We start from the raw sequence: 23,694 nt of genomic DNA on the forward strand, positions 1-23,694 counted from the left end.
TGTTGCCTCCCCGAGCATAGCCGGACACGGCCGTGTCTCCGATCGGGTATCGGGGACACGGCCGTGCCGTGGCGCGCGGGGACGCCGGGAGTGTTACGGATCCACCTTTTGCGCACCGCCCGCGCTGCCCGCGCGCGCCGCCTCACGGGCCTGTGTGCGGGCGTGGGACGGGTTGAGGAACCAGTGCCGGGCCGACGCCGCCCACCACGCGGCCGCGAAGCCGAGGACCACCAGGACGGCGACGGGCGCGTAGTTGAAGGTCTCCGAGGTGACCGGGGAGACCTGGGGCAGCATGAACAGGACCGTGATGACACCGACCCACACCACCGACACCCAGCCGATCAGCGTCGACCAGCGGCCCAGGTGCCACGGTCCCCGCTCGAAGGCGTCCCCCTTGCGCACCCGCAGCAGCGTCGGGATGACGTAGGCGATGTAGAGGCCGATGACCGCGATCGACGTCACCGCCGCGTACGCCGTGACATTGATCAGGTACGGCAGCCCCAGCACCAGCGCCCCCACCGCCGCCAGCCACACGGCCGCTACGGGCGTCCGGGTGCGCGGGCTGACGGTGTGCCAGACACGGGAGAAGGGAAGCGCGCCGTCGCGCGAAAAGGCGTAGATCATACGGCTGTTGGCGGTCACGGACGCCATCCCGCAGAACAGCTGCGCCCCGATCACGACCAGGAGCAGCAGCTTCCCGGCCGTCGCCCCCAGCGCGTCCAGCAGGATCTGGGCCGGCGGCGCACCCGTCGCGGACCCGAGCTCCTTGTCGTAGGACTGGATGGCGAAGGTGAAGCCGAGGAGCAGGACGAAGCCCGCGATCCACGACGTCCAGATCGACTGCACGATGCCCTTCGGGCCCGCGGTGGACGCGTCGTGGGTCTCCTCCGTCATATGGGCGGAGGCGTCGTAGCCGGTGAAGGTGTACTGGGCCATCAGCAGGCCCAGCAACACGACGTACACCCCGCTGCCCCAGCCCGTGTTGTTGACGAACTTCCCGAACACGAAGGAAGCCGACTGGTGATGGTCGGGTACGAAGGCCAGCGCGCCGACGATCACGCCGACGCCCAGCACGTGCCACCACACGCTGATGTCGTTGAGCAGGGCGACGATCTTCACGCCGAAGGTGTTCAGCAGGCCGTGCAGCAGCAGGATCGCGGCGAACAGCAGGACCGTCCGCCCCTTCGTCACCTCGAAGCCGAACTGCAGGTTCAGGTACGCGCCGAGGAAGGAGGCGGCACCGAAGTCGATGCCGGCCGTCACCGCCACCTGGCCCAGCACGTTGAACCAGCCCGTGAACCACGCCCAGGCGGCGGCGGTGCGCGGTGGCGCGAGCCGGTGCGCCCAGAAGTACAGGCCGGCCGAGGTCGGGTAGGCCGAACAGATCTCGGCCATCGACAGCCCCACGAACAGCGTCATCAGGCCCACGGCCACCCAACCCCAGGTGATCACCGCCGGACCACCCGTGTTCATGCCGAAGGCGTAGAGGGTCAGGCAGCCCGACAGGACCGAGATGATCGTGAAGGAGACCGCGTAGTTGCTGAACGCCGACATCCGGCGGGCAAGGACCTGCGTGTAGCCGAGCTGGGCAAGCCGCTCTTCGTCGGAAAGGCCCGACTGCCCGCTCGCTATGGCGTCATCTGTCATGCCCCCAGCGATTCCCTCGGCAGAGGCGTGACATGCGTCACAAGATAGGTGCTTTGGCCAAAAGTTTTCCGTGGCCGGTAAGCGCCCTGCGAACGCGGGAGGGCCCGTACGACCGAAGTCGTACGGGCCCTCGTTCAGCTCACTCGGTGTCAGCCGTTGCGCTTCCAGCGCGGCTTGTCATCCCGGCGCCCGAAGGAACCGGTGCCACGGTGGTCGTCACGGCGACCGTAGGGGCGGTCGTGGCCGCCGGAGCGGAAGCCCGGGCGGTCGTCACGGCGGTCGCGGTTGAACGGACGGTCGCTGCCACGGTGACCGCCGCGGTCGTCCCGGCGCTCGAAGGAACGGCCGGCCGGACGGTCGTCACGGCGGAAGCCGCCGCGCTCGTTGTCCCGGCGCTCGAAGGAGCGGCCGGCCGGGCGGTCGTCACGACGCTCGAAGGAACGACCACCACGGTCGTCACGACGCTCGTCACGGCGGAAGCCGCCACGGTCACCGCGGTCGTTGTCCCGGCGCTCGAAGGAGCGGCCGGCCGGGCGGTCGTCACGGCGCTCGAAGGAACGCCCACCACGGTCGTCACGACGCTCGTCACGGCGGAAGCCGCCACGGTCACCGCGGTCGTTGTCCCGGCGCTCGAAGGAGCGGCCACCACGGTCGTCACGACGCTCGAAGGAACGACCACCACGGTCGTCACGGCGGAAGCCGCCACGGTCACCGCGGTCGTTGTCCCGGCGCTCACGACGCTCGTACGACGGGGCCGGCTCCGCGCGCTCGACGTCCTGCGCGACCGGCTGCTCCGGCACGGACGCCTCGGTCACGGTCCCGGCGGCCTCGGTGACCGCCGCCTGCGCCTCGGCCACCGCCGTCTCGGGGTCCTCTCCGCGCTCGCGGGCGACCCGGGCGACGAGCCGGTCGGCCTCCTCGCGCAGCTCGGTCGCGCGCCGCTGCGCCCGCTCCAGCTGCTTGGTGAGGTGGGCGACCTCGCGCTCCGCCAGCTGAGCCGCGTTGGCCGCGGACTCGGACTGGACCTCGGTCATCGAACGGGCGCCGGTGATCTCGGCGACCTCGGGCTCGAAGGCCGTCCCGGAGTTGATGATGTGACGCCCGGCGTCGACGCCCGCGTCCTCCATCAGGCGGAAGATCTGGCGGCGCTGGTGCGGCAGCGACAGGGACACGACCGTACCGGTGCGGCCGGCACGAGCGGTACGCCCGGCGCGGTGCAGGTAGTCCTTGTGGTCGCCGGCCGGGTCCACGTTCAGGACGAGGTCGATGCCGTCGACGTGGATGCCGCGGGCGGCGACGTCGGTGGCGACGAGCGCGTTGACGTAACCGTCCTTGAAGTCGGCCAGCGTGCGGGTGCGCGCGCCCTGGGTCATGCCGCCGTGCAGCGCGTCGGCCTTCACGCCCGCCTCGCGCAGCTGCTCGGCGATGCGGTCCGCGCCCAGCTGGGTGCGGACGAAGATGATGGTGCGGCCCTTGCGGGAGGCGATGGCCGCGGTGACCGGCGCCTTGTCCTTGGGCTTCACGATCAGGATGTGGTGCGACATGGTCGTGACGTTGCCCTGGGCGCTGTCGACCTCGTGCGTGACCGGCTCGCTCAGGTAGCGCTTGACCAGGGTGGAGATCTCGTTCTCCATCGTGGCCGAGAACAGCATCCGCTGGCCGCCGGCCGGGATCTGGTCGAGCAGTTCGGTGACCTCGGGCAGGAAGCCCAGGTCCGACATCTGGTCGGCCTCGTCGAGGACGGCGACCTCGACGTTCTCCAGGGAGCAGGCGCCGCGGTTGATGATGTCTCGCAGCCGGCCCGGGGTGGCGACGAGGATGTCGACGCCGCGCTCCAGGGCGTAGATCTGGTTGCCCATCGACGTACCGCCGCAGACGACCTTCATCTTGAGGCCGAGGACGTCGCCGTAGGGCTGGAGGGCGTCCGCGACCTGCATCGCGAGCTCACGGGTCGGGGTGAGGATGACGGCGCGCGGCTTGTGCTTCTCGGTGCGGCCACCGGCGAGACGCGCCATGGTCGGCAGACCGAAGGAGAGGGTCTTGCCGGAGCCGGTGCGGCCACGGCCGAGGATGTCCTTGCCGGCCAGGGCGTCCGGGATGGTCGCGGCCTGGATCGGGAAGGGGGTGGTCACGCCGTTCTGGGCGAGCTTGCGCACGACGCCCTCGGGGAGGCCGAGGTCCGAGAAGGTGACCTCGACGGCGTCCTCGGTGCCCTCGTTCTCGGGCACGACGACGTGATCAGTACTGGAAATGGACATGCGTATGCGAAACCTTCCGGAGTCTCGTCGGCACGCGCCCGTCAACTCCGTGATTCGCAATACGACCGCCTCTATGCGGTCAGCCACGGCAAGGGAGAGAACGCGCCACACGGCGCTCTCTGCAATGGCGCCGGGCAATGGGATCAAACGATCTACCACCATACGCACCCACCAGCCCCCAGGGCAAACCGAACCCCACGGACGTAGGCGACATCACACTCCCGCCCCGCCGCGCGCTCTACACCGGTGCCCCCGCCGTCGGCGCGGGCTCCCGCTGCGCCAGCTGTGGCCCCGGGTCCGGGTGCGCCGACGAGGACGGCTCGGCCGACGGCGGGGGTTCGGGGGCGGAGGACGTCGGCTGCTCGGTCGGCGTGGGCGGCTGCGGGTCGGTGTGCGTGGGGGTGGGCGTCGCCCGCGTCGGCGTGGGAGCGCCGGGCCGGTCGGTCCTGCCCGCCCCGCCCCGCGCGGGCGCGGAGGCGGTCGCACCGGCGGACGGCGAGGCCGAGGGGGAGTCGGACTTCCCACCGTGCTTGCCCTTGCCCTTCCTGCCCGGGTGCTTGCCGTCGGCCGCCGCTCCCAGCCCCCATCCGCCGCCGGAGATCGCCGTGCCCCCGTCGGGTGCCTCGCCGCCGTGCGGCCCCGCCGAGTGCGAGGGCCTCGCGCCGTCGCCCCCCGCGTCCTCACCCACGCTCATGCAGCCGGCGGCGGTGGCGACGGCCATGACGGTGGCGGCCAGACGGACGGGTACGTACATGGGGCGCACGGGAAGCCACCTCTCAGGCGGGAAAGACGTCAACATGCCCAACTCCCGCCGCCCACGGGAGGACACGCGCCCCGCCCGGCACGGCGCTACCGTGGCCGCGCACCGACCGTCCGAAAACGGCGCCCAAGGAGAACGTCTCATGCAGATCGCGGCCGCACGGAAGATCACCACGTTCCTGATGTTCGAGGGCGACGCGGAGAACGCGATGAACTTCTACGTCTCGCTCTTCGACGACGCCGAGATCGTCGGCCTCACCCGCTACGGCGCCGACGGCCCCGGCAAGGAGGGAAGCGTGCAGCACGCCACCTTCTCCCTCGCCGGCACGCAGTTCATGTGCATCGACAGCCCCGCCCACCACGAGTTCACCTTCACGCCCGCGGCCTCCCTGTTCGTGCAGTGCGAGGACGAGGCCGAGCTCGACCGGCTGCACGCGGCCCTCTCCGAAGGGGGCGGCGAGCTCATGCCGCCGGGCGACTACGGCTTCAGCCGGAAGTTCACCTGGGTCAACGACCGCTTCGGCGTCTCCTGGCAACTGAACCTGCCCGCCTGAGCCCCCAAGCTCCGCCACGGGCGCCCCGTCCCCGACAATGGGCCTGTGCTGGAGATGACACGCGAATCGTTCGAGGAACTCGTCAGCCAGGCCCTGGACCGGATCCCGTCCGAACTGACCCGGGTCATGGACAACGTCGCCGTGTTCGTCGAGGACGAACCTCCAGCCGACGACCCCGAGCTCCTGGGCCTGTACGAGGGAACCCCGCTCACCGACCGCGGCGAGTGGTACGCGGGGGTCCTGCCCGACCGCATCTCGATCTACATGGGCCCGACCCTGCGCCACTGCGAGACACGGGAGGACGTGGTCCACGAGGTCGCCGTGACCGTGATCCACGAGATCGCGCACCACTTCGGGATCGACGACGCGCGCCTGCACGAACTGGGCTGGGGCTGAGCCGCGCGTCCGCGAACTCCTCACGCGGGCCCGCATATCGACGCCCGGACTTGGGCATACGGGACCAATGGCCCGCGTCCCCGCCGTTGCCGTGACCGTCGTGAACCGCATACGGAAGTCCCCGCACATCCTGAACCGCCGCCAGCGCCGCACCCGTCGCCCGACCCCGTCCCTCGAACTGGTCCAGCAGCCGCGCCCCTGGGTCCGCGCCCTCGGACTCGTCGCCGTCGTGCTGCTGGGCGCCTGGCTGGGACTGCTGATCGTCGGCAACGTCCGGGTGCCGGTCGGGCCGATGAACACGACGATGACCCTGCGGCCGTCCCTGTCCGGCGGCACGAAGATCAACGTCTCGCCGCTCGGCGCCCTCGAACTCAACACCCACCACGCGCCCGTCCGCCTCGACGTCAACGTCGACCAGCTCGACGCGGCCCGCGCCCAGGCCCTGGTCGACCATCCCGAACGGCTCTCCGGCCTCCAGGACGAGGTCGTCCACGACGTCGAACACGGCACCCTCGACCTGGCCCTGCGCTCCTGCGTCGCGGTGGTCGCCGGCGCCTCGGCCCTGGGCCTCGCCGTCTACCGCCGCCCCCGCCGGGCCCTCGCCGCCGGCGGCACCGCCCTCGCCCTGCTGATGGCCTCCGGCGCGTCCGCGTACGCCACCTGGAACCCGGACTCGGTCCTCGAACCGAAGTACTCGGGCCTGCTCTCCTCGGCCCCCTCGCTCGTCGGCAACGCCCGCAACATCGTCACCGAGTTCGACGTCTACCAGAAGGAGCTGGCCCGCCTGGTGACGAACGTGACCAAGCTGTACGACGTCACCTCCACCCTCCCCGCCTACCAGCCGGACCCGACCACCATCCGGGTCCTGCACGTCTCGGACATCCACCTCAACCCGGCGAGCTGGAAGATCATCGCGTCGCTCGTGCGGCAGTACAGGGTGAACGTCATCGTCGACACCGGCGACACCATGGACCACGGCACGGCGGCCGAGAACGGCTTCCTGGACCCGATCGCGAACCTGGGAGCGCCGTACGTCTGGGTCCGCGGCAACCACGACTCCCATGTCACCCAGCGCTACCTGGAGCGCATGAAGAACGTCCACGTCCTCGACGAGGGCCGCGCCGAGACGGTCGCCGGACTGCGTTTCGCGGGCCTGGGCGACCCGCAGTTCACCCCCGACCGCTCCACGGTGACGGGTGCCGCCCAGTCGGAGGAACTGGCGGGGGCGCAGCTGGCCTCGGCCCTCGACGACCAGAAGGCGGCCGGCACCCCGGTCGACGTCGCGATGATCCACGAGCCCTCCGCCGCCCGCGAGGTCGACGGCACGGTCCCGCTGGTCCTCTGCGGCCATCTGCACCACGAGGGCGACGAGATCCTGAAGTACGGCACCCGGCTGCGGATGGAGGGCTCCACCGGCGGCAGCGGCCTGCGCGCCCTCGAGCACAAATACCCCGCGCCCATCGAGGCCTCGGTCCTCTACTTCGACCGCGACACCCGCCGCCTGCAGGCCTGGGACTCGATCAAACTGGGCGGTCTGGGCGAGACGACGGCCGAGGTCACCCGGCACCTGCCCAAGGAGAACCGGCCCGGAGCGACCCCCTCCCCGTCCGGCTCGTCCACGCCCGGCACCCCCTCGCCCTCTCCCTCGGGCTCGTAAACCGTTTTGGCGATAGGTCCCGGCATCCCATATGCTTCTCACGTCCCCGACGCGCCGCAAGGCGCCCAGGCGGGCCGATAGCCCTCATCGTCTAGCGGCCTAGGACGCCGCCCTTTCAAGGCGGTAGCACGGGTTCGAATCCCGTTGGGGGCACGCAAAACGGTGTGCGACACTAGGTTCACTGGTTCGCACAACAGCAAGGTCCTGTGGAGCAGTTTGGAGTGCTCGCCACCCTGTCAAGGTGGAGGCCGCGGGTTCAAATCCCGTCAGGACCGCCAAGGCCTCGCAAGAGGCCTTGATGGCTGGGTAGCTCAGTTGGTACGAGCGATCGCCTGAAAAGCGATAGGTCGCCGGTTCGACCCCGGCCCCAGCCACAACCAAGGCCCCGATCCTCGGATCGGGGCCTCGTTGTATGCCCGGCCACCCACCCCGGTACAAATCGTTCGCCACGGATTTCCCGGGGATGAGATCCTGGATCGCGTATGTCTACGCACCCTGCCCCCGATGCCCCGGCCCTCGGCACCCTCGCCTCCCGCCTGACCGAGCTGTCCCTGCGCGACGCGCACCGGCTCGGGCGCAGGCTCGAAGGCGCGCGCAAGATCCGTAAGCCGGAGGCCCGTGCCGCCGTGCTCGGCGAGATCGAGGCGGAGGTCGCCCGGGCCGAGGAGCGCATCCGCGGGCGGCGAGGTCGCGTGCCCGCGATCACCTACCCCGAGCAGCTGCCGGTCAGCCAGAAGAAGGACGTCATCGCGGAGGCCATCCGCGACCACCAGGTCGTCATCGTGGCCGGTGAGACCGGGTCCGGCAAGACGACCCAGATCCCGAAGATCTGCCTGGAACTGGGCCGGGGCGTGCGCGGCATGATCGGCCACACCCAGCCCCGTCGTATCGCCGCGCGCACGGTCGCGGAGCGGGTGGCGGAGGAGATGGACACCCCCCTCGGCGAGGCCGTCGGCTGGAAGGTCCGCTTCACCGACCAGGTCAACCCGGACGCCACCTTCATCAAGCTGATGACGGACGGCATCCTGCTCGCCGAGATCCAGACCGACCGCGAGCTGCGCGCCTACGACACGATCATCATCGACGAGGCCCACGAGCGGTCCCTCAACATCGACTTCCTGCTCGGGTATCTCGCCCAGCTGCTGCCCAAGCGGCCCGACCTGAAGGTCGTCATCACCTCGGCGACCATCGACCCCGAGCGTTTCTCCCGGCACTTCGGCGACGCTCCGATCATCGAGGTCAGCGGGCGGACTTATCCGGTGGAGGTGCGCTACCGCCCTCTGCTGGAGGAGGACTCCGAGGACGCCGACCGGGACCAGATCACCGCGATCACGGACGCCGTCGAGGAGCTGATGGGCGAGGGGAAGGGCGACATCCTGGTATTCCTCTCCGGTGAGCGGGAGATCCGGGACACGGCGGACGCGCTCACGAAGAAGCAGTACCGCTTCACCGAGGTTCTGCCGCTCTACGCCCGGCTCTCGCACGCCGAGCAGCACCGCGTCTTCCAGCAGCACACCGGGCGCAGGATCGTTCTGGCGACCAACGTCGCCGAGACGTCCCTGACGGTCCCCGGCATCAAGTACGTCATCGACCCGGGCTTCGCCCGGATCAGCCGCTACAGCCACCGCACCAAGGTGCAGCGGCTGCCCATCGAACCGATCAGCCAGGCCAGCGCCAACCAGCGCAAGGGGCGCTGCGGTCGTACCAGCGACGGCATCTGCATCCGGCTGTACTCCGAGGACGACTTCCTCGCCCGCCCGGAGTTCACGGACGCGGAGATCCTCCGTACGAACCTCGCCTCCGTCATCCTGCAGATGACCGCGGCCGGCCTCGGCGACATCGAGAAGTTCCCCTTCATCGATCCGCCGGACCACCGCAACATCCGCGACGGTGTGCAGCTGCTGCAGGAGCTGGGGGCGCTCGACGCGGCCGAGAAGGACCCGCGCAAGCGGCTGACGCAGACCGGCCGCAAGCTCGCCCAGCTGCCCGTCGACCCCCGGCTGGCACGGATGGTCCTGGAGGCCGACAAGAACGGCTGTGTCCGCGAGGTCATGGTCATAGCCGCGGCGCTGTCCATCCAGGACCCGCGCGAACGGCCCGCGGACAAGCAGGCGCAGGCCGACCAGCAGCACGCCCGCTTCAAGGACGAGACCAGCGACTTCCTGGCCTACCTCAACCTCTGGCGGTACATCCGCGAACAGCAGAAGGAGCGGGGCTCCAGCTCCTTCCGCCGGATGTGCAAGCAGGAGTATCTGAACTTCCTGCGCATCCGCGAATGGCAGGACATCTACTCCCAACTGCGCACCGTCGCCAAGCAGATGGGCATCCACCTCAACGAGGACGACGCCCCCGGCGACCGCGTCCACGTCTCGCTGCTGGCCGGTCTGCTCTCGCACATCGGCATGAAGGACGTCAAGGACGGCGCGAAGAACGAGTACCTGGGCGCCCGCAACGCCAAGTTCGCGATCTTCCCCGGTTCGGCGCTGTTCAAGAAGCCGCCGCGGTTCGTGATGTCGGCGGAACTGGTGGAGACCTCGCGCCTGTGGGCCCGCGTCAACGCGAAGATCGAGCCCGAGTGGGTCGAACCCCTCGCCGGCCACCTCCTCAAGCGCACCTACAGCGAACCGCACTGGGAGAAGGACCAGGCGGCCGTCATGGCGTACGAGAAGGTCACGCTCTACGGCGTCCCGATCATCGCCCAGCGCAAGGTGAACTACGGCCGTATCGACCCCGAGGCCTCCCGCGAGCTGTTCATCCGCAACGCTCTCGTCGAGGGCGACTGGCGCACCCACCACAAGTTCTTCGCCGACAACCGCAGGCTGCTGAGCGAGGTGGAGGAGCTCGAACACCGCGCCCGGCGCCGGGACATCGTCGTCGACGACGAGACGCTCTTCGACTTCTACGACGCCCGGGTGCCCGAACACGTGGTCTCCGGCGCCCACTTCGACTCCTGGTGGAAGCGCAAGCGGCACGAGCAGCCGGAGTACCTGGACTTCGAGCGCGAGATGCTCATCCGGGAGTCGGCGGAGGCGGTCACCAAGGCCGACTACCCGGACTCCTGGCGGCAGGGCGGCCTGAAGTTCCGGGTGACGTACCAGTTCGAGCCGGGCGCGGACGCGGACGGTGTGACGGTCCACATCCCGCTGCATGTCCTCAACCAGGTCGAGGACGAGGGATTCGACTGGCAGATCCCGGGCCTGAGGGAGGAGTTGGTGACGGAGCTGATCCGCTCCCTGCCGAAGCCGATCCGCCGCCACTACGTGCCGGCCCCGAACTTCGCCAAGAGGTTCCTGGACGCGGCCGTACCCCTCCAGGAGCCGCTGACGACGACCATGGCGCGCGAGCTGAGGCGCATGGTCGGTGTCCCCTTCACCGCCGAGGACTTCGACTGGTCGAGGGTGCCGGACCATCTGCGCGTCACCTTCCGGATCGTGGACGAACGGCGTCGCAAACTGGCCGAGGACAAGGACCTGGAGGTGCTGCGGCTGCGACTGCGGCCCAAGGCACGCCAGGCCCTGTCCCAGGCGGCCGCGGCGACGGCGGAGCGTACCGGCGGGGAGTCGCTGGAACGCTCCGGCCTGACCGACTGGACGATCGGCTCCCTCACCCGCGTCTTCGAGACGCGCCGCGCCGGGCAGCCGGTGAAGGCGTTCCCGGCGCTGGTCGACGACGGCGACACCGTCTCCGTACGCCTCTTCGACACGGAGGCGGAGCAGGCGGAGGCGATGTGGAAGGGCACGCGCCGCCTCATCCTGCGCAACATCCCGGTGAACCCGGCGAAGTTCGCGTCCGAGAAGCTGACGAACGCCCAGAAGCTCGCCCTGTCCGCCAATCCGCACGGCTCCATCCAGGCCCTCTTCGACGACTGCGCGATGGCCGCGGCCGACAAGCTGATCCGGGACTTCGGGGGGCCGGTGTGGGACGAGGAGTCGTACCGGAAGCTGTACGAGAAGGTCCGCGCCGAGATCGTGGACACCACGGTCCGCACCGTGGGCCAGGTGCAGCAGGTGCTGGCCGCCTGGCAGGCCTGTGAGCGCCGTCTGAAGGCCGTCCGCAGTCCGGTCCTGCTGCCGAACCTGCAGGACGTACGCGCCCAGCTGGACGCCCTCGTGAAGCCCGGCTTCGTCACCGAGGCCGGTCTGCGCCGCCTTCCCGATCTGATGCGGTATCTGGTCGCCGCGGACCGCCGCCTCCAGCAGATGCCGACCAACGTCCAGCGCGACACCACGCGCATGGAGAAGGTCCACGAGATGCGGGACGAGTACGCCTGGCTTCTGGAGCAGCTGCCCCAGGGCCGCCCGGTGCCGTCCTCCGTCACCGACATCCGCTGGATGCTGGAGGAGCTCCGGGTCAGCTATTTCGCGCACGCGTTGGGCACGGCGTACCCGATCTCGGACAAGCGGATCGTGAAGGCGATCGACGCGGCCGCACCGTAATCGGCTACGTACGGAGGGTGAGTTCGACCAGGGGGCTCACCCTCCTGTACAGTCTCTTCTCGCAGCGCAACGCACGAATAGCGCCGCGAAACCTGGTCCTGTGGAGCAGTTTGGAGTGCTCGCCACCCTGTCAAGGTGGAGGCCGCGGGTTCAAATCCCGTCAGGACCGCAGTGAAGAAGGAAGGGCCCGCACCCTACGGGGGTTGCGGGCCCTTCTTCATGCCCCGCCAACTCGCCACCCTGTAGCCCGGATCTTCGGATCCGGGCTCTTTTGCACTTTCGGTTCCGTGTTCACACAGACCCCCCGGCGCCCCACGCCGTCTTGACGGCGTCTTCATCCGTCGGTACCCAGAAACCAGGGCCCTTTCCCCGTGGGTCCTGGAGGTGGCGTATGGCGGCTTCGGTGAGGCATGAGACGCGAGCCCTGCTCCGTGCGCATCTGTCGGCCGCCTCGTCGTACCGCCATCTGACCCGTCACTGCCCGATCTGCCACCACCTGCAGCGGCTGGCGATGGACTCCGCGCCGAGGGCCGCGGAAGCGCCGGACGCGGTGGCCGGGGAAGAGACTCCCGCCGGTGCGTGAGCGCGTGCTTCGCCCAACACCCGTACGCCCGGGGGACGCTGGAGCGTCCGCCTCCTTTAGCGCACTCGCGGCGGCAGCAACAAGCGGCGCGCCGTGTGACGGGTGTCACCGCATGAGTTTCTGAAACCGAGGTACTTACACCTCACCTACAACAGGTCAATTTAATATGTGCAATTGCACCACCCTGGGCGGGTCCCCCCGAGGCCGCCCACAGGAGATCCGACAGCCCTCCCCAGACTCCGACAAGCCCGCTCACAGGGCCGGCCGGGAGATCGGACCGCGCGCACAAAAAAGATCGCGCTGGACCCGGCGGAGTCCAGCGCGATCGACGACGCACCCTGTTGCTTGCTCGAAAAGTCCCGATGGGCTTGGGCGTGGGTCCTGTTGGGGCAGAACCCGCGTCGCTTGGAGCTAGGGTTCGGGCAACTCGGCGCAGTTTGGGGACCTGCCGGTTTGCCCTGTTATGGAGTTGTCAGGCCTCGCTGCGCTGCTGGGGGATGCCCGCGAGCAGAGCACGGACCTCCGCCTCGCGGTAGCGGCGGTGCCCGCCGAGCGTACGGATCGAAGTGAGCTTTCCGGCCTTCGCCCACCGCGTGACCGTCTTGGGGTCGACGCGGAACATGGTGGCGACCTCAGCCGGGGTCAGCAGCGGCTCGGCATCAGGGGTGCGAGCGGTCATGAGCGGCCTCCTCGGGAGAACCGAACCTTCTCGGTTCTTTCCTCTAAATTCTGCACCTTGACCCGCGTTGCCCGAAATGGTGGACGCGGGTCGAGTCGGTTATAGGACGAACGGCTTGTCCTCGGCACTACAACTACACCATCTGTCCAGCCGCGTCGGCCAAACCGATGGAATTGCCCTCCAGGTGTTCATCAGCGACGGAACCCGATGGACCATGCCATAGCGGACAGTCACGCCACTGTGACGATCAGTCACAGGACGATCAGGAGTCACCAGACCCCCCAAAGCGTGCAATGCGGACGGAGTCCTCCCCGGACTCCTTGTCCTATTTTGGCATGAGGAGGGGCAAGCGACGCAAGGGCCGGGAACGTGCGGTCCGTCACGCTCGACACATAAGCCCGGATCGGGCCGTACGTCCGATGTTGACGACACCTCAGTAACCTCGGTGCGAGGACGAAACCCCAAAACGGGCGATTCGTCAAACGCCAGTTCGTTACCTAAGGCGGCGCTAGTTCGCCGACCGCCGGTCCCTGACGGACCGCCAACGCTCCACCAGCCGCGCGTACGCCTCCCCCGCGGCCGCCCCGTCCCCGCGACGCAGCGCCTCGATGCCCTCGGCCACGTCGGCCGCCGAGTGGTCGTCCTCCAGCTCGCCGGCCGGCAGGGTGTGCACCAGGCCTCCGTAGTCCAGTTCCACCAGCGAGCGGGGGTGGAACTCCTCCAGCCAGCGCCCCACGTCCAGCAGACCGTCGATGAGCGGCCCCTCGTCGAAGGCCTCCTTCAGCGCCCGCAGGGCCCGCGCCACGCGCCGCCGGGCCTGCACCATCGGCGTGCGGTAGCGCAGCATCGGCGGGATGTCGCCGGAGCCCTTGTCGAAGCGCCGCTCCTCGTCGGCGACCAGCACGAACCAGTGCAGCGGCACCTGCCAGGTCCCCGTGCGGATCCAGGGCCGCGCGTCCGGGTTGCGCACCAGCCAGCGCTCGTAGTCCTGGGTCGCCTGCCGTCGTACGACCTCCGGCAGCACCGCGTCCAGGACCGGTGCGGGCAGTTCCCCGGCCAGCTCCTGCAGCGCCTGCCAGCCGCGCAGCCGGGTGCGCCACGGGCACACGCACACCACGCCGTCCACCTCCAGCACGAACGCGTCGCTGCTCTCGTGCACCGGCACCGGGACGGGCGGGGTGGGCAGCAGGTCGGCGAGGGAGCGGCGCAGTTCGTCCTGGTACGAGGGTCGGTCGGGGCGGCTGGCGTAGCGGGCCCAGTGGCCGCGCTCGGGCTCGGGGAAGGCGGCCAGCGGTTCGTAGACGCGCAGATACGTCGCGTACGGGACGATCACCGAGGACACCTTGGGCACGCCTGCTCCCTCCCCCGCCCACCACCGGGAAAACCTGCGGAACCCGCCACGAATCCACGGGAAATCCATGCAAATCGTCGCACGGGCCCTCCCGTGGGGTGAGTGATCCCCACCACTGCCCCGATGGCGGTCCCCGCAGGCTCTACCCTCGTCCTCACAGGCCCCGCCACCCGTACGGGAGCCCAGTCCACCCGCCGCTCTTTACCTCAGGAGTCACCACAGTGACCGACGTGACCGGCGCACCTGCTGATGTACTGCACACCCTGTTCCACTCGGACCAGGGCGGACATGAGCAAGTCGTGCTCTGCCAGGACCGTGCCAGCGGTCTGAAGGCCGTCATCGCCATCCACTCCACCGCCCTGGGCCCGGCCCTCGGCGGCACGCGTTTCTACCCCTACGCCACCGAGGCGGAGGCCGTCGCCGACGCGCTGAACCTCGCGCGCGGGATGTCGTACAAGAACGCCATGGCCGGTCTCGACCACGGCGGCGGCAAGGCCGTGATCATCGGCGATCCGGAGCGCGACAAGACCGAGGAGCTGCTGCTCGCCTACGGGCGGATGGTCGCCTCCCTCGGCGGCCGGTACGTCACCGCCTGCGACGTCGGCACCTATGTCGCCGACATGGACGTCGTCGCCCGCGAGTGCCGCTGGACCACGGGCCGCTCGCCCGAGAACGGCGGCGCCGGCGACTCCTCCGTGCTGACCGCCTACGGCGTCTACCAGGGCATGCGGGCCAGCGCCCAGCACCTGTGGGGCGACCCCTCGCTGCGCGGCCGCAAGGTCGGCATCGCGGGCGTCGGCAAGGTCGGCCACCACCTGGTGCGGCACCTGCGCGACGAGGGCGCCGAGGTCGTGATCACGGACGTCCGCGAAGAGGCCGTGGGGCGGATCCTGGCGGCCCATCCGGAGGGCGTGACGGCCGTCGCCGACACCGCCACCCTGATCCGGGTCCAGGACCTGGACATCTACGCCCCGTGCGCGCTCGGCGGAGCCCTGAACGACGACACCGTGCCGGCGCTCACCGCCAAGGTGGTCTGCGGGGCGGCCAACAACCAGCTCGCCCATCCGGGCGTGGAGAAGGACCTCGCCGACCGCGCGATCCTCTACGCGCCGGACTACGTGGTGAACGCCGGCGGTGTCATCCAGGTCGCCGACGAGCTGCACGGCTTCGACTTCGAGCGGTGCAGGGCGAAGGCGGCGAAGATCTTCGACACCACGCTCGCCATATTCGCTCGTGCGAAGACGGACGGGATTCCGCCGGCCGCCGCGGCCGACCGGATCGCGGAACAGCGGATGCACGAGGCCACCACGAAGCGGGCGCTCTGACGTTTGGCCGGTACCCGTCGGCGGGCACTTAGAGAGAACTCTCACGTTCGTCGGCGGGTCGGCCGCCGAGAAGTGGTTAAAATCGCGATTGACCAGCGAGGACAGGGCGCCTCGAGGGTCCTGGGCACACGCTGCCCCTGCGGGCGACGTACCGTATGGGCGTGGGCTCAGGTACCGTGGAAGCCCTACGGACCGGCCTCTCCACGGAGAGTCCGTTCCAGATCATGAACGCGTGTCAGACTCTGGGGCCGTCGAGCCCCGTCGTTGAGGGGGTCGAGCCATGGGGCGCGGCCGGGCCAAGGCCAAGCAGACGAAGGTCGCCCGCCAGCTGAAGTACAACAGCGGCGGGACTGACCTCTCACGCCTGGCCGAGGAGCTGGGCGCATCGTCGACATCGAATCAGTCACCCAACGGTGACCATTTCGAGGACGATGGGCAGGACGACGACGACCTGTACTCACGTTATGCCGACCTCTATGAGGACGACGACGACGAGGACGAGGGCGGAAACCCTTCACAACAGCGTCGCGGCGCTTGACGTTGCATTGAGCACCTACCCGGTCGGTGACCTCGGTCACCGACCGGGTTCTGTGCTGCCCGCCTCGGATCAGCCGGCGTAGTCCCCGACGAGGGCGGCACCGGTGGTGTGCTCGCCCCGCTCGGTGATCTCGCCCGCGACCCACGCCTCGACACCCCGGTCCGCCAGTGTGGCCAGCGCCACGTCCGTGGACTCCTCGGGCACGATCGCGATCATGCCGACGCCCATGTTGAGCGTCTTCTCCAGCTCCAGCCGCTCGACCTGCCCCGTCTTTCCGACCAGGTCGAAGATCGGGGCCGGGGTCCAGGTGGAGCGGTCCACGATCGCGTGCAGGCCGTCCGGGATCACCCGGGCCAGGTTGGCGGCGAGCCCGCCACCGGTGACGTGGCTGAACGCGTGCACGTCCGTGGTGCGCGTCAGGGCCAGGCAGTCCAGGGAGTAGATCCTGGTCGGCTCCAGCAGTTCCTCGCCGAGGGTGCGGCCGAGTTCCTCGACCCGCGCCTCCAGGGACAGGCCCGCCTGGTTCAGCAGGACGTGCCGGACGAGCGAGTACCCGTTCGAGTGAAGCCCGGAGGCGGCCATGGCGATGACCGTGTCGCCCGTACGGATGCGATCCGCGCCCAGCAGCCGGTCGGCCTCCACGACGCCCGTACCGGCTCCGGCGACGTCGAAGTCGTCCTCGCCGAGCAGACCCGGGTGTTCGGCCGTCTCGCCGCCCACCAGGGCGCACCCGGCCAGCACACAGCCCTCCGCGATGCCCTTGACGATCGCGGCGACCCGCTCGGGGTGGACCTTGCCCACGCAGATGTAGTCGGTCATGAACAGCGGCTCGGCACCGCACACCACGATGTCGTCCATGACCATCGCGACCAGGTCGTGGCCGATGGTGTCGTACACGCCCAGCTGACGGGCGATGTCGACCTTCGTGCCCACGCCGTCGGTGGCGGAGGCGAGCAGCGGGCGCTCGTAGTTCTTCAGGGCGGAGGCGTCGAAGAGGCCGGCGAAGCCGCCGAGGCCGCCGAGGACCTCGGGGCGCTGCGTCTTCTTCACCCACTCCTTCATGAGCTCCACGGCGCGGTCGCCCGCTTCGATGTCGACGCCCGCGGCTGCGTAGCTGGCACCAGTTGTCTCAGACATGGCAGTAGAGAACTTTCGTGTCGTACGGCAGGTGTTTCGGGCGGTCTACGGGCGACGGATGGCGTCGGCCGCGGCCGTGGCGGCGGGCCCTGCGGCCAGCTCGGTCTCCAGGAGCTGCTTGCCGAGCAGCTCGGGGTCGGGGAGTTCCATGGGGTACTCGCCGTCGAAGCAGGCGCGGCACAGGTTCGGCTTGGCGATCGTCGTCGCCTCGATCATGCCGTCGATGGAGATGTACGCCAGGGAGTCGGCGCCCAGCGAGGTGCCGATCTCCTCGATCGTCATGCCGTTGGCGATGAGCTCCGCGCGCGTGGCGAAGTCGATGCCGAAGAAGCAGGGCCACTTCACGGGCGGCGAGGAGATCCGGATGTGGACCTCGGCCGCGCCCGCCTCGCGGAGCATCCGCACCAGGGCGCGCTGGGTGTTGCCGCGCACGATCGAGTCGTCGACGACGACCAGGCGCTTGCCCTTGATGACTTCCTTCAGCGGGTTCAGCTTCAGGCGGATGCCGAGCTGCCGGATGGTCTGCGAGGGCTGGATGAAGGTCCGGCCGACATAGGCGTTCTTGACCAGGCCGGCACCGAAGGGAATGCCGGAGGCCTCCGCGTAGCCGATGGCCGCGGGCGTTCCGGACTCCGGGGTCGCTATGACCAGATCGGCCTCGACCGGGGCCTCCTTCGCCAGCCTGCGGCCCATCTCCACGCGGGAGAGGTACACGTTCCGGCCGGCGATGTCGGTGTCCGGGCGGGCCAGGTACACGTACTCGAAGACACAGCCCTTGGGCTTCGCTTCCGCGAATCGAGAGGTGCGCAGGCCGTTCTCGTCGATGGCGACGAACTCGCCCGGCTCGATCTCACGGACGTAGCTGGCGCCGCAGATGTCGAGGGCGGCGGACTCGGAGGCGACCACCCAGCCGCGCTCCAGGCGGCCGAGGACCAGCGGGCGGATGCCCTGCGGGTCGCGGGCGGCGTAGAGGGTGTGCTCGTCCATGAAGACGAGGGAGAAGGCGCCGCGCACCTTGGGCAGCACCGTGTGGGCCGCCTCCTCGATGGTCAGCGGCTTGCCGTCCGCGTCCTCCTGGGCGGCGAGCAGCGCCGTCAGCAGGTCGGTGTCGTTGGTGGCCGCCACGCGCGGGGCGCGGCCGCCCTCCTTCTTCGGCAGGTCGGCGACCATCTCGGCGAGCTGCGCCGTGTTGACCAGGTTGCCGTTGTGGCCGAGCGCGATCGAGCCGTGCGCGGTGGCGCGGAACGTCGGCTGGGCGTTCTCCCACACGGAGGCGCCGGTGGTCGAGTAGCGGGCGTGTCCGACCGCGATGTGACCCTGGAGCGAACCGAGAGAGGTCTCGTCGAAGACCTGGGAGACCAGGCCCATGTCCTTGAAGACGAGGATCTGGGAGCCGTTGCTGACCGCGATACCCGCGGATTCCTGGCCCCGATGCTGGAGGGCGTAGAGCCCGAAGTAAGTGAGCTTGGCGACCTCTTCGCCCGGAGCCCAGACTCCGAAGACGCCGCAGGCGTCCTGGGGGCCTTTCTCACCGGGGAGCAGATCATGATTGAGTCGACCGTCACCACGTGGCACGCCACCGAGTGTAGGCGAGATCGACCACTGGTCCGAATTGGGGTTACTCGTCAGTAGTGGATCACTGCCGGGCGACGGCCCGGACCGTCATGCCGTTTGCGCTGGTCAGCGTGAGGGTGTCGTGATCGACCCGGTAGCGGACCGTGTGCTCGAACAGGCCCAGCAGGGCCCGTTCGGTCTGCATGAGTGAGGCGTCGCACATCATTCGGGTGGTCATCGGTCGCCCGAGCGTGATGTGTCCGGCGCGTACGGTCGCCGCGGCGTTGACGTGGTTGCAGCCCAGCCGGCCGGCCGCCTTGTGGGTCTTGGCGTCGAAGGCGAGGTACGGGCTGCCGTGCGCGGCGGTGGTCGTGCCGTTCACGGTGATGTCCTTCACGCGCCAGTCGAGGCCGGTGACGGGCCGCTCGACGGCAACCGAGCCGCTGCCGCCGTCCGCCTTCTCGCTGCCGCACGCCACCACGAGCGGCACGACTGTCAGGACGGCGAGGGTGAGTCGCTGTTTGTCCATGGGGATGGGACGGGTGGGACCGGCACCCGGTTCCGGCTCAGCTCATCACGGGCAGCAGCCCGCCGAGGTCCGCCCGCTCCCCGCTCGCGCTGACCTTGGCGTCCTCCAGCGCGTCCTTCCAGGCCAGCCGCCCCGTAGCCAGCCGGATCCAGGTCAGCGGGTCGGTCTCGACGACGCTCGGCGGGGTGCCGCGGGTGTGCCGGGGCCCCTCGACGCACTGCACCACGGCGTACGGCGGTACGCGCACCTCGGTGGAACCGCCGGGCGCCTTCGCGGCGAGGGCGTCCGCGAGCAGCCGGGTGCAGGCGGCGAGCGCCTGCCGGTCGCAGGGCACCTGGAGCCCCGGCACCGCGGCGTTCAGGTCGTCGGTGTGGACGACGAGTTCCACGGTGCGGGTGACCAGCAGGTCGGCGAGGGTGATGGCGCCGGTGCGGAAGGCGAGGACGCGGCCGTCGGGCGTCCCGGCGAGCGGGCCGGCCAGGCGCTCGGCGACGGCGGTCAGGGAGGCGTCCGCGTCGGAGTCGCGCCCGGCGATCTCATGGGCGGCCTCGGACAGCAGCGAGGCGTTCGCGGCGGTGCCGAACACCCAGTCCAGCACGGTGATCTCCGCCGTGGCCGGCTCGGGCCGGTCGACGAGACGGGGGACGACGTCGACACACATGCCGACGTGCGCGACCAGTTCCCGCACGGACCAGTCGCCGAGCCGGGTGGGCAGGGCTAGCTGCTCGGGGCCGAGCGTGCGGACGGCTTCGCGGACGTGGTCGAACTGTGCCGCCACGGCCTTGCGGACCTTGGCGGAGTCGTACGTACGGGCGCGTTTCCTGGCCGGTGACATGGGGTCAGCCTAGAGCGGCCGGGAAGCTGGCCGGTCACGCCGAAGGCCCCGTCCGTTCGTCACGGACGGGGCCTTCGGCGTCGTACGGGCGGCTACTTCAGCAGCGCGGGGATGGTCTCCTCGTGCGCCCGGCGCAGCTCCTCCAGGGAGAGCTCGAACTCGCCCTGGAGCTCCACCGACTCGCCGTCGACGACACCGATGCGGGTCACGGGCAGACCGCGGGCGCCGCACATGTCGTTGAAGCGGAGCTCCTCGGAGCGCGGCACGGCGACGACCGCGCGTCCCGCCGACTCGGAGAAGAGGAAGGTGAACGCGTCCAGGCCGTCCGGTACGACCAGACGCGCGCCCTTGCCGCCGAGCAGCGCCGACTCCACGACCGCCTGGATCAGACCGCCGTCGGACAGGTCGTGCGCCGAGTCGATCATGCCGTCGCGGCTGGCGGAGATCAGGATCTCGCCGAGCAGCCGCTCCCGCTCCAGGTCGACCTTGGGCGGCAGACCGCCGAGGTGGTCGTGGACGACCTGCGACCAGGCCGATCCGCCGAACTCCTCACGGGTGTCGCCGAGGAGGTACAGCAGCTGGCCCTCCTCCTGGAAGGCGACCGGGGTGCGCCGGGCCACGTCGTCGATCACACCGAGGACCGCGACGACCGGGGTCGGGTGGATGGCGGCCTCGCCCGTCTGGTTGTAGAGCGAGACGTTGCCGCCGGTCACCGGGGTACCGAGCTGCAGGCAGCCGTCGGCGAGACCACGGATGGCCTCGGCGAACTGCCACATCACGGCCGGGTCCTCGGGCGAGCCGAAGTTCAGGCAGTCGGAGACGGCGAGCGGCTTGGCGCCGGTGGTGGCGACGTTGCGGTACGCCTCCGCCAGCGCCAGCTGGGCGCCGGTGTACGGGTCGAGCTTGGCGTACCGGCCATTGCCGTCGGTCGCGATGGCGACGCCGAGGCCGGACTCCTCGTCGATGCGGATCATGCCGGAGTCCTCCGGCTGGGCCAGCACCGTGTTGCCCTGCACGAAGTGGTCGTACTGCGAGGTGATCCACTTCTTCGAGGCCTGGTTGGGAGAGGCCACCAGCTTCAGGACCTGGTCCTTCAGCTCCTCGGACGTCGTCGGCCGAGGCAGCTTGCCGGCGTCGTCGGCCTGCAGCGCGTCCTGCCAGGACGGGCGGGCGTAGGGGCGCTCGTAGACCGGGCCGTCGTGGGCGACGGTGCGCGGGTCGACGTCGACGATCTTGCCGCCGTGCCAGTAGATCTCCAGGCGGTCGCCGTCGGTCACCTCACCGATGACGGTGGCGATGACGTCCCACTTCTCGCAGATCTCCAGGAACCGCTCGACCTTCTCCGGCTCCACGACCGCGCACATGCGCTCCTGCGACTCGCTCATGAGGATCTCCTCGGGCGAGAGCGTGGAGTCGCGCAGCGGTACGTCGTCCAGGGTGACCCGCATGCCGCCGGAGCCGTTGGAGGCCAGCTCGGAGGTGGCGCAGGACAGACCGGCGGCGCCGAGGTCCTGGATGCCGACGACCAGCTTCTCCTTGAAGGCCTCCAGGGTGCACTCGATGAGGAGCTTCTCCTGGAAGGGGTCGCCGACCTGGACGGCGGGGCGCTTGGACGGCTTGGCGTCGTCGAAGGTCTCGGAGGCCAGGATCGAGGCGCCGCCGATGCCGTCGCCGCCGGTCCGGGCCCCGTAGAGGATGACCTTGTTGCCGGCGCCGGACGCCTTCGCGAGGTGGATGTCCTCGTGCCGCATCACACCGATGGCACCGGCGTTGACCAGCGGGTTGCCCTGGTAGCAGGCGTCGAAGACGACCTCGCCGCCGATGTTGGGCAGGCCCAGGCAGTTGCCGTAGCCGCCGATGCCCGCGACGACACCCGGCAGCACGCGCTTGGTGTCGGGGTGGTCGGCCGCGCCGAAACGCAGCGGGTCCACGACCGCGACCGGACGGGCGCCCATCGCGATGATGTCGCGGACGATGCCGCCGACACCGGTGGCCGCGCCCTGGTAGGGCTCGACGTACGACGGGTGGTTGTGCGACTCGACCTTGAAGGTGACCGCGTAGCCCTGGCCGACGTCGACGACGCCGGCGTTCTCGCCGATGCCGACGAGCAGCGCGTCGGACTGCGGGGCCTTCTCGCCGAACTGGCGCAGGTGGACCTTGCTGCTCTTGTACGAGCAGTGCTCGGACCACATGACGGAGTACATGGCGAGCTCGGCACCGGTGGGCCGGCGGCCGAGGATCTCGACGACCCGCTCGTACTCGTCCTTCTTCAGGCCGAGTTCGGCCCAGGGCAGCTCGACGTCGGGGGTCGCGGCCGCGTTCTCGACCGTGTCCAGAGGCGTCCTGCTCATGCGTTGACCAGCTTCTTGAGGATCGAGGTGAAGAAGGGGAGGCCGTCGGTGCGGCCCGTGCCGATCAGCGGCTCGGTGGCGTGCTCGGGGTGCGGCATCAGGCCGACGACGTTCCCGGCCTCGTTGGTGATGCCCGCGATGTCGCGGAGCGAGCCGTTCGGATTGAAGTCCACGTACCGGAAGGCGACGCGGCCCTCGGCCTCGAGCTTGTCGAGGGTGTACTCGTCGGCGACGTACCGGCCGTCCATGTTCTTCAGCGGGATGTGGATCTCCTGGCCCGCCTCGTAGTCCACGGTCCAGGCCGTCTCCGCGTTCTCCACCCGCAGCTTCTGGTCGCGGCAGATGAAGTGCAGGTGGTCGTTGCCGAGCATGCCACCCGGCAGGAGGTGGGCCTCGGTGAGGATCTGGAAGCCGTTGCAGATGCCGAGGACCGGCAGCCCGGCCTTCGCCTGCTCGATGACCGTCTCCATCACGGGCGAGAAGCGGGAGATGGCGCCGGCCCGCAGATAGTCGCCGTAGGAGAAACCACCGGGGAGGACCACCGCGTCCACCTGGTGGAGGTCCTTGTCCTTGTGCCAGAGGGCGACCGGTTCGGAGCCCGCGAGGCGGATCGCGCGCTGGGTGTCCCGGTCGTCCAGGCTGCCCGGGAAAGTGACGACGCCAATACGAGCGGTCACTTCACGGCCTCCGCGACTTCCTCGACCCGCACGGTGAAGTTCTCGATCACGGTGTTGGCCAGGAAGGATTCGGCGAGATCGTGGATGCGGGCGAGCGCGGCCTCGTCGACCGGGCCGTCAACTTCCAGTTCGAATCGCTTTCCCTGACGTACATCGGAGATGCCTTCGAAACCCAGTCGCGGCAGTGCGCGCTGGACCGCCTGGCCCTGGGGGTCGAGGATCTCCGGCTTGAGCATGACGTCGACTACGACGCGTGCCACTGGCACTCCCGATGGTGTGGTGCTGAGCAGGTTCCTGAAGGTGTCTCCGACAGGCTTCTTCAGACTACCGGCACAAAATTTCTACGCGCGTCGACTTGTAGGAATCTACGTGACCACGGTCACGATCGGCCTCTCGGCGTCCTGTTCACCAAAATTTCCCGGATCCGC

General features: G+C 69.6%; 19 protein-coding genes and 4 tRNA genes. 11 read left to right on the forward strand and 12 right to left on the reverse strand.

Going from position 1 to position 23,694, the window contains the following annotated elements; all coding sequences use genetic code 11:
* Positions 1 to 93: 93 nt before the first annotated feature.
* The 3 genes from FBY22_RS39935 to FBY22_RS39945 form a co-directional block, all read right to left on the reverse strand.
* Positions 94 to 1,647, reverse strand: a complete 1,554-nt coding sequence (locus tag FBY22_RS39935; protein WP_142153310.1) for an amino acid permease — start codon at positions 1,645 to 1,647, stop codon at positions 94 to 96.
* Positions 1,648 to 1,796: 149 nt separating this feature from the next.
* The gene (locus tag FBY22_RS39940) at positions 1,797 to 3,905 is read right to left on the reverse strand and encodes a DEAD/DEAH box helicase (RefSeq protein ID WP_142153312.1); all 2,109 of its coding nucleotides are present in this window, start codon (positions 3,903 to 3,905) and stop codon (positions 1,797 to 1,799) included.
* A gap of 238 nt (positions 3,906 to 4,143) precedes the next feature.
* The gene (locus FBY22_RS39945; RefSeq protein ID WP_142153314.1) at positions 4,144 to 4,668 is read right to left on the reverse strand and encodes a hypothetical protein; all 525 of its coding nucleotides are present in this window, start codon (positions 4,666 to 4,668) and stop codon (positions 4,144 to 4,146) included.
* Positions 4,669 to 4,807: 139 nt separating this feature from the next.
* On the opposite strand from FBY22_RS39945, the gene FBY22_RS39950 reads away from it, so the two are divergent.
* The 9 genes from FBY22_RS39950 (at position 4,808) to FBY22_RS39990 (ending at position 12,290) form a co-directional block, all read left to right on the forward strand.
* A complete protein-coding gene (locus FBY22_RS39950; protein ID WP_142153316.1) occupies positions 4,808 to 5,218 on the forward strand; it encodes a VOC family protein in 411 nt (136 codons plus the stop codon).
* Between the two features lie 45 nt (positions 5,219 to 5,263).
* On the forward strand, positions 5,264 to 5,614 hold the full coding sequence (locus tag FBY22_RS39955) for a metallopeptidase family protein (protein WP_142153318.1): 351 nt from the start codon (positions 5,264 to 5,266) through the stop codon (positions 5,612 to 5,614).
* A 67-nt stretch (positions 5,615 to 5,681) separates the two neighbouring features.
* A complete protein-coding gene (locus FBY22_RS39960; protein WP_174267418.1) occupies positions 5,682 to 7,271 on the forward strand; it encodes a metallophosphoesterase in 1,590 nt (529 codons plus the stop codon).
* Between the two features lie 80 nt (positions 7,272 to 7,351).
* Positions 7,352 to 7,424 (forward strand) — tRNA-Glu (locus tag FBY22_RS39965).
* Positions 7,425 to 7,471: 47 nt separating this feature from the next.
* Positions 7,472 to 7,549 (forward strand) — tRNA-Asp (locus tag FBY22_RS39970).
* 22 nt (positions 7,550 to 7,571) lie between these two features.
* Positions 7,572 to 7,645 (forward strand) — tRNA-Phe (locus FBY22_RS39975).
* A gap of 108 nt (positions 7,646 to 7,753) precedes the next feature.
* A complete protein-coding gene (gene hrpA / locus FBY22_RS39980) occupies positions 7,754 to 11,707 on the forward strand; it encodes an ATP-dependent RNA helicase HrpA (protein ID WP_142153322.1) in 3,954 nt (1,317 codons plus the stop codon).
* 94 nt (positions 11,708 to 11,801) lie between these two features.
* A tRNA-Asp gene (locus FBY22_RS39985) sits at positions 11,802 to 11,876 on the forward strand.
* 222 nt (positions 11,877 to 12,098) lie between these two features.
* The gene (locus FBY22_RS39990) at positions 12,099 to 12,290 is read left to right on the forward strand and encodes a DUF6274 family protein (RefSeq protein WP_142153324.1); all 192 of its coding nucleotides are present in this window, start codon (positions 12,099 to 12,101) and stop codon (positions 12,288 to 12,290) included.
* Between the two features lie 472 nt (positions 12,291 to 12,762).
* Here FBY22_RS39990 and bldC read toward each other — a convergent pair whose 3' ends face one another.
* Together bldC and FBY22_RS40000 are read right to left on the reverse strand one after the other, a co-directional pair.
* Positions 12,763 to 12,969, reverse strand: coding sequence for a developmental transcriptional regulator BldC (gene bldC, locus FBY22_RS39995; protein WP_003949541.1), 207 nt, complete (start codon positions 12,967 to 12,969; stop codon positions 12,763 to 12,765).
* 508 nt (positions 12,970 to 13,477) lie between these two features.
* Positions 13,478 to 14,320 carry a hypothetical protein gene (locus FBY22_RS40000; RefSeq protein ID WP_142153326.1) on the reverse strand — a complete coding sequence of 281 codons (843 nt, stop codon included), beginning with the start codon at positions 14,318 to 14,320 and terminating at the stop codon, positions 13,478 to 13,480.
* 221 nt (positions 14,321 to 14,541) lie between these two features.
* Between FBY22_RS40000 and FBY22_RS40005 the strand changes: the two genes are divergently transcribed.
* A complete protein-coding gene (locus tag FBY22_RS40005) occupies positions 14,542 to 15,645 on the forward strand; it encodes a Glu/Leu/Phe/Val dehydrogenase dimerization domain-containing protein (protein WP_142153328.1) in 1,104 nt (367 codons plus the stop codon).
* Positions 15,646 to 15,925: 280 nt separating this feature from the next.
* The gene (locus tag FBY22_RS40010) at positions 15,926 to 16,183 is read left to right on the forward strand and encodes a DUF3073 domain-containing protein (RefSeq protein ID WP_058924454.1); all 258 of its coding nucleotides are present in this window, start codon (positions 15,926 to 15,928) and stop codon (positions 16,181 to 16,183) included.
* A gap of 69 nt (positions 16,184 to 16,252) precedes the next feature.
* Here the strand turns inward: FBY22_RS40010 and purM are convergent, their stop codons facing one another.
* The 7 genes from purM to purS form a co-directional block, all read right to left on the reverse strand.
* Positions 16,253 to 17,320 carry a phosphoribosylformylglycinamidine cyclo-ligase gene (purM, locus tag FBY22_RS40015; RefSeq protein ID WP_142153330.1) on the reverse strand — a complete coding sequence of 356 codons (1,068 nt, stop codon included), beginning with the start codon at positions 17,318 to 17,320 and terminating at the stop codon, positions 16,253 to 16,255.
* A 45-nt stretch (positions 17,321 to 17,365) separates the two neighbouring features.
* Positions 17,366 to 18,895 (reverse strand): amidophosphoribosyltransferase, encoded by a 1,530-nt coding sequence (gene purF / locus FBY22_RS40020; RefSeq protein ID WP_142153332.1) that lies wholly within the window; start codon positions 18,893 to 18,895, stop codon positions 17,366 to 17,368.
* A 61-nt stretch (positions 18,896 to 18,956) separates the two neighbouring features.
* Positions 18,957 to 19,403 carry an META domain-containing protein gene (locus FBY22_RS40025; RefSeq protein WP_142153334.1) on the reverse strand — a complete coding sequence of 149 codons (447 nt, stop codon included), beginning with the start codon at positions 19,401 to 19,403 and terminating at the stop codon, positions 18,957 to 18,959.
* Between the two features lie 37 nt (positions 19,404 to 19,440).
* On the reverse strand, positions 19,441 to 20,238 hold the full coding sequence (locus FBY22_RS40030) for a maleylpyruvate isomerase family mycothiol-dependent enzyme (RefSeq protein WP_142153336.1): 798 nt from the start codon (positions 20,236 to 20,238) through the stop codon (positions 19,441 to 19,443).
* Between the two features lie 92 nt (positions 20,239 to 20,330).
* The gene (gene purL / locus FBY22_RS40035) at positions 20,331 to 22,589 is read right to left on the reverse strand and encodes a phosphoribosylformylglycinamidine synthase subunit PurL (protein WP_142153338.1); all 2,259 of its coding nucleotides are present in this window, start codon (positions 22,587 to 22,589) and stop codon (positions 20,331 to 20,333) included.
* Complete coding sequence (gene purQ / locus FBY22_RS40040; protein WP_142153340.1) at positions 22,586 to 23,266, reverse strand: phosphoribosylformylglycinamidine synthase subunit PurQ; 681 nt, start codon at positions 23,264 to 23,266, stop codon at positions 22,586 to 22,588. The genes purL and purQ overlap by 4 nt, the downstream gene beginning before the upstream one ends.
* Positions 23,263 to 23,526, reverse strand: a complete 264-nt coding sequence (purS, locus tag FBY22_RS40045) for a phosphoribosylformylglycinamidine synthase subunit PurS (protein WP_067445574.1) — start codon at positions 23,524 to 23,526, stop codon at positions 23,263 to 23,265. The genes purQ and purS overlap by 4 nt, the downstream gene beginning before the upstream one ends.
* Positions 23,527 to 23,694: the final 168 nt, after the last annotated feature.

It is taken from the genome of Streptomyces sp. SLBN-31 (genome assembly GCF_006715395.1).
Classification (GTDB): domain Bacteria; phylum Actinomycetota; class Actinomycetes; order Streptomycetales; family Streptomycetaceae; genus Streptomyces.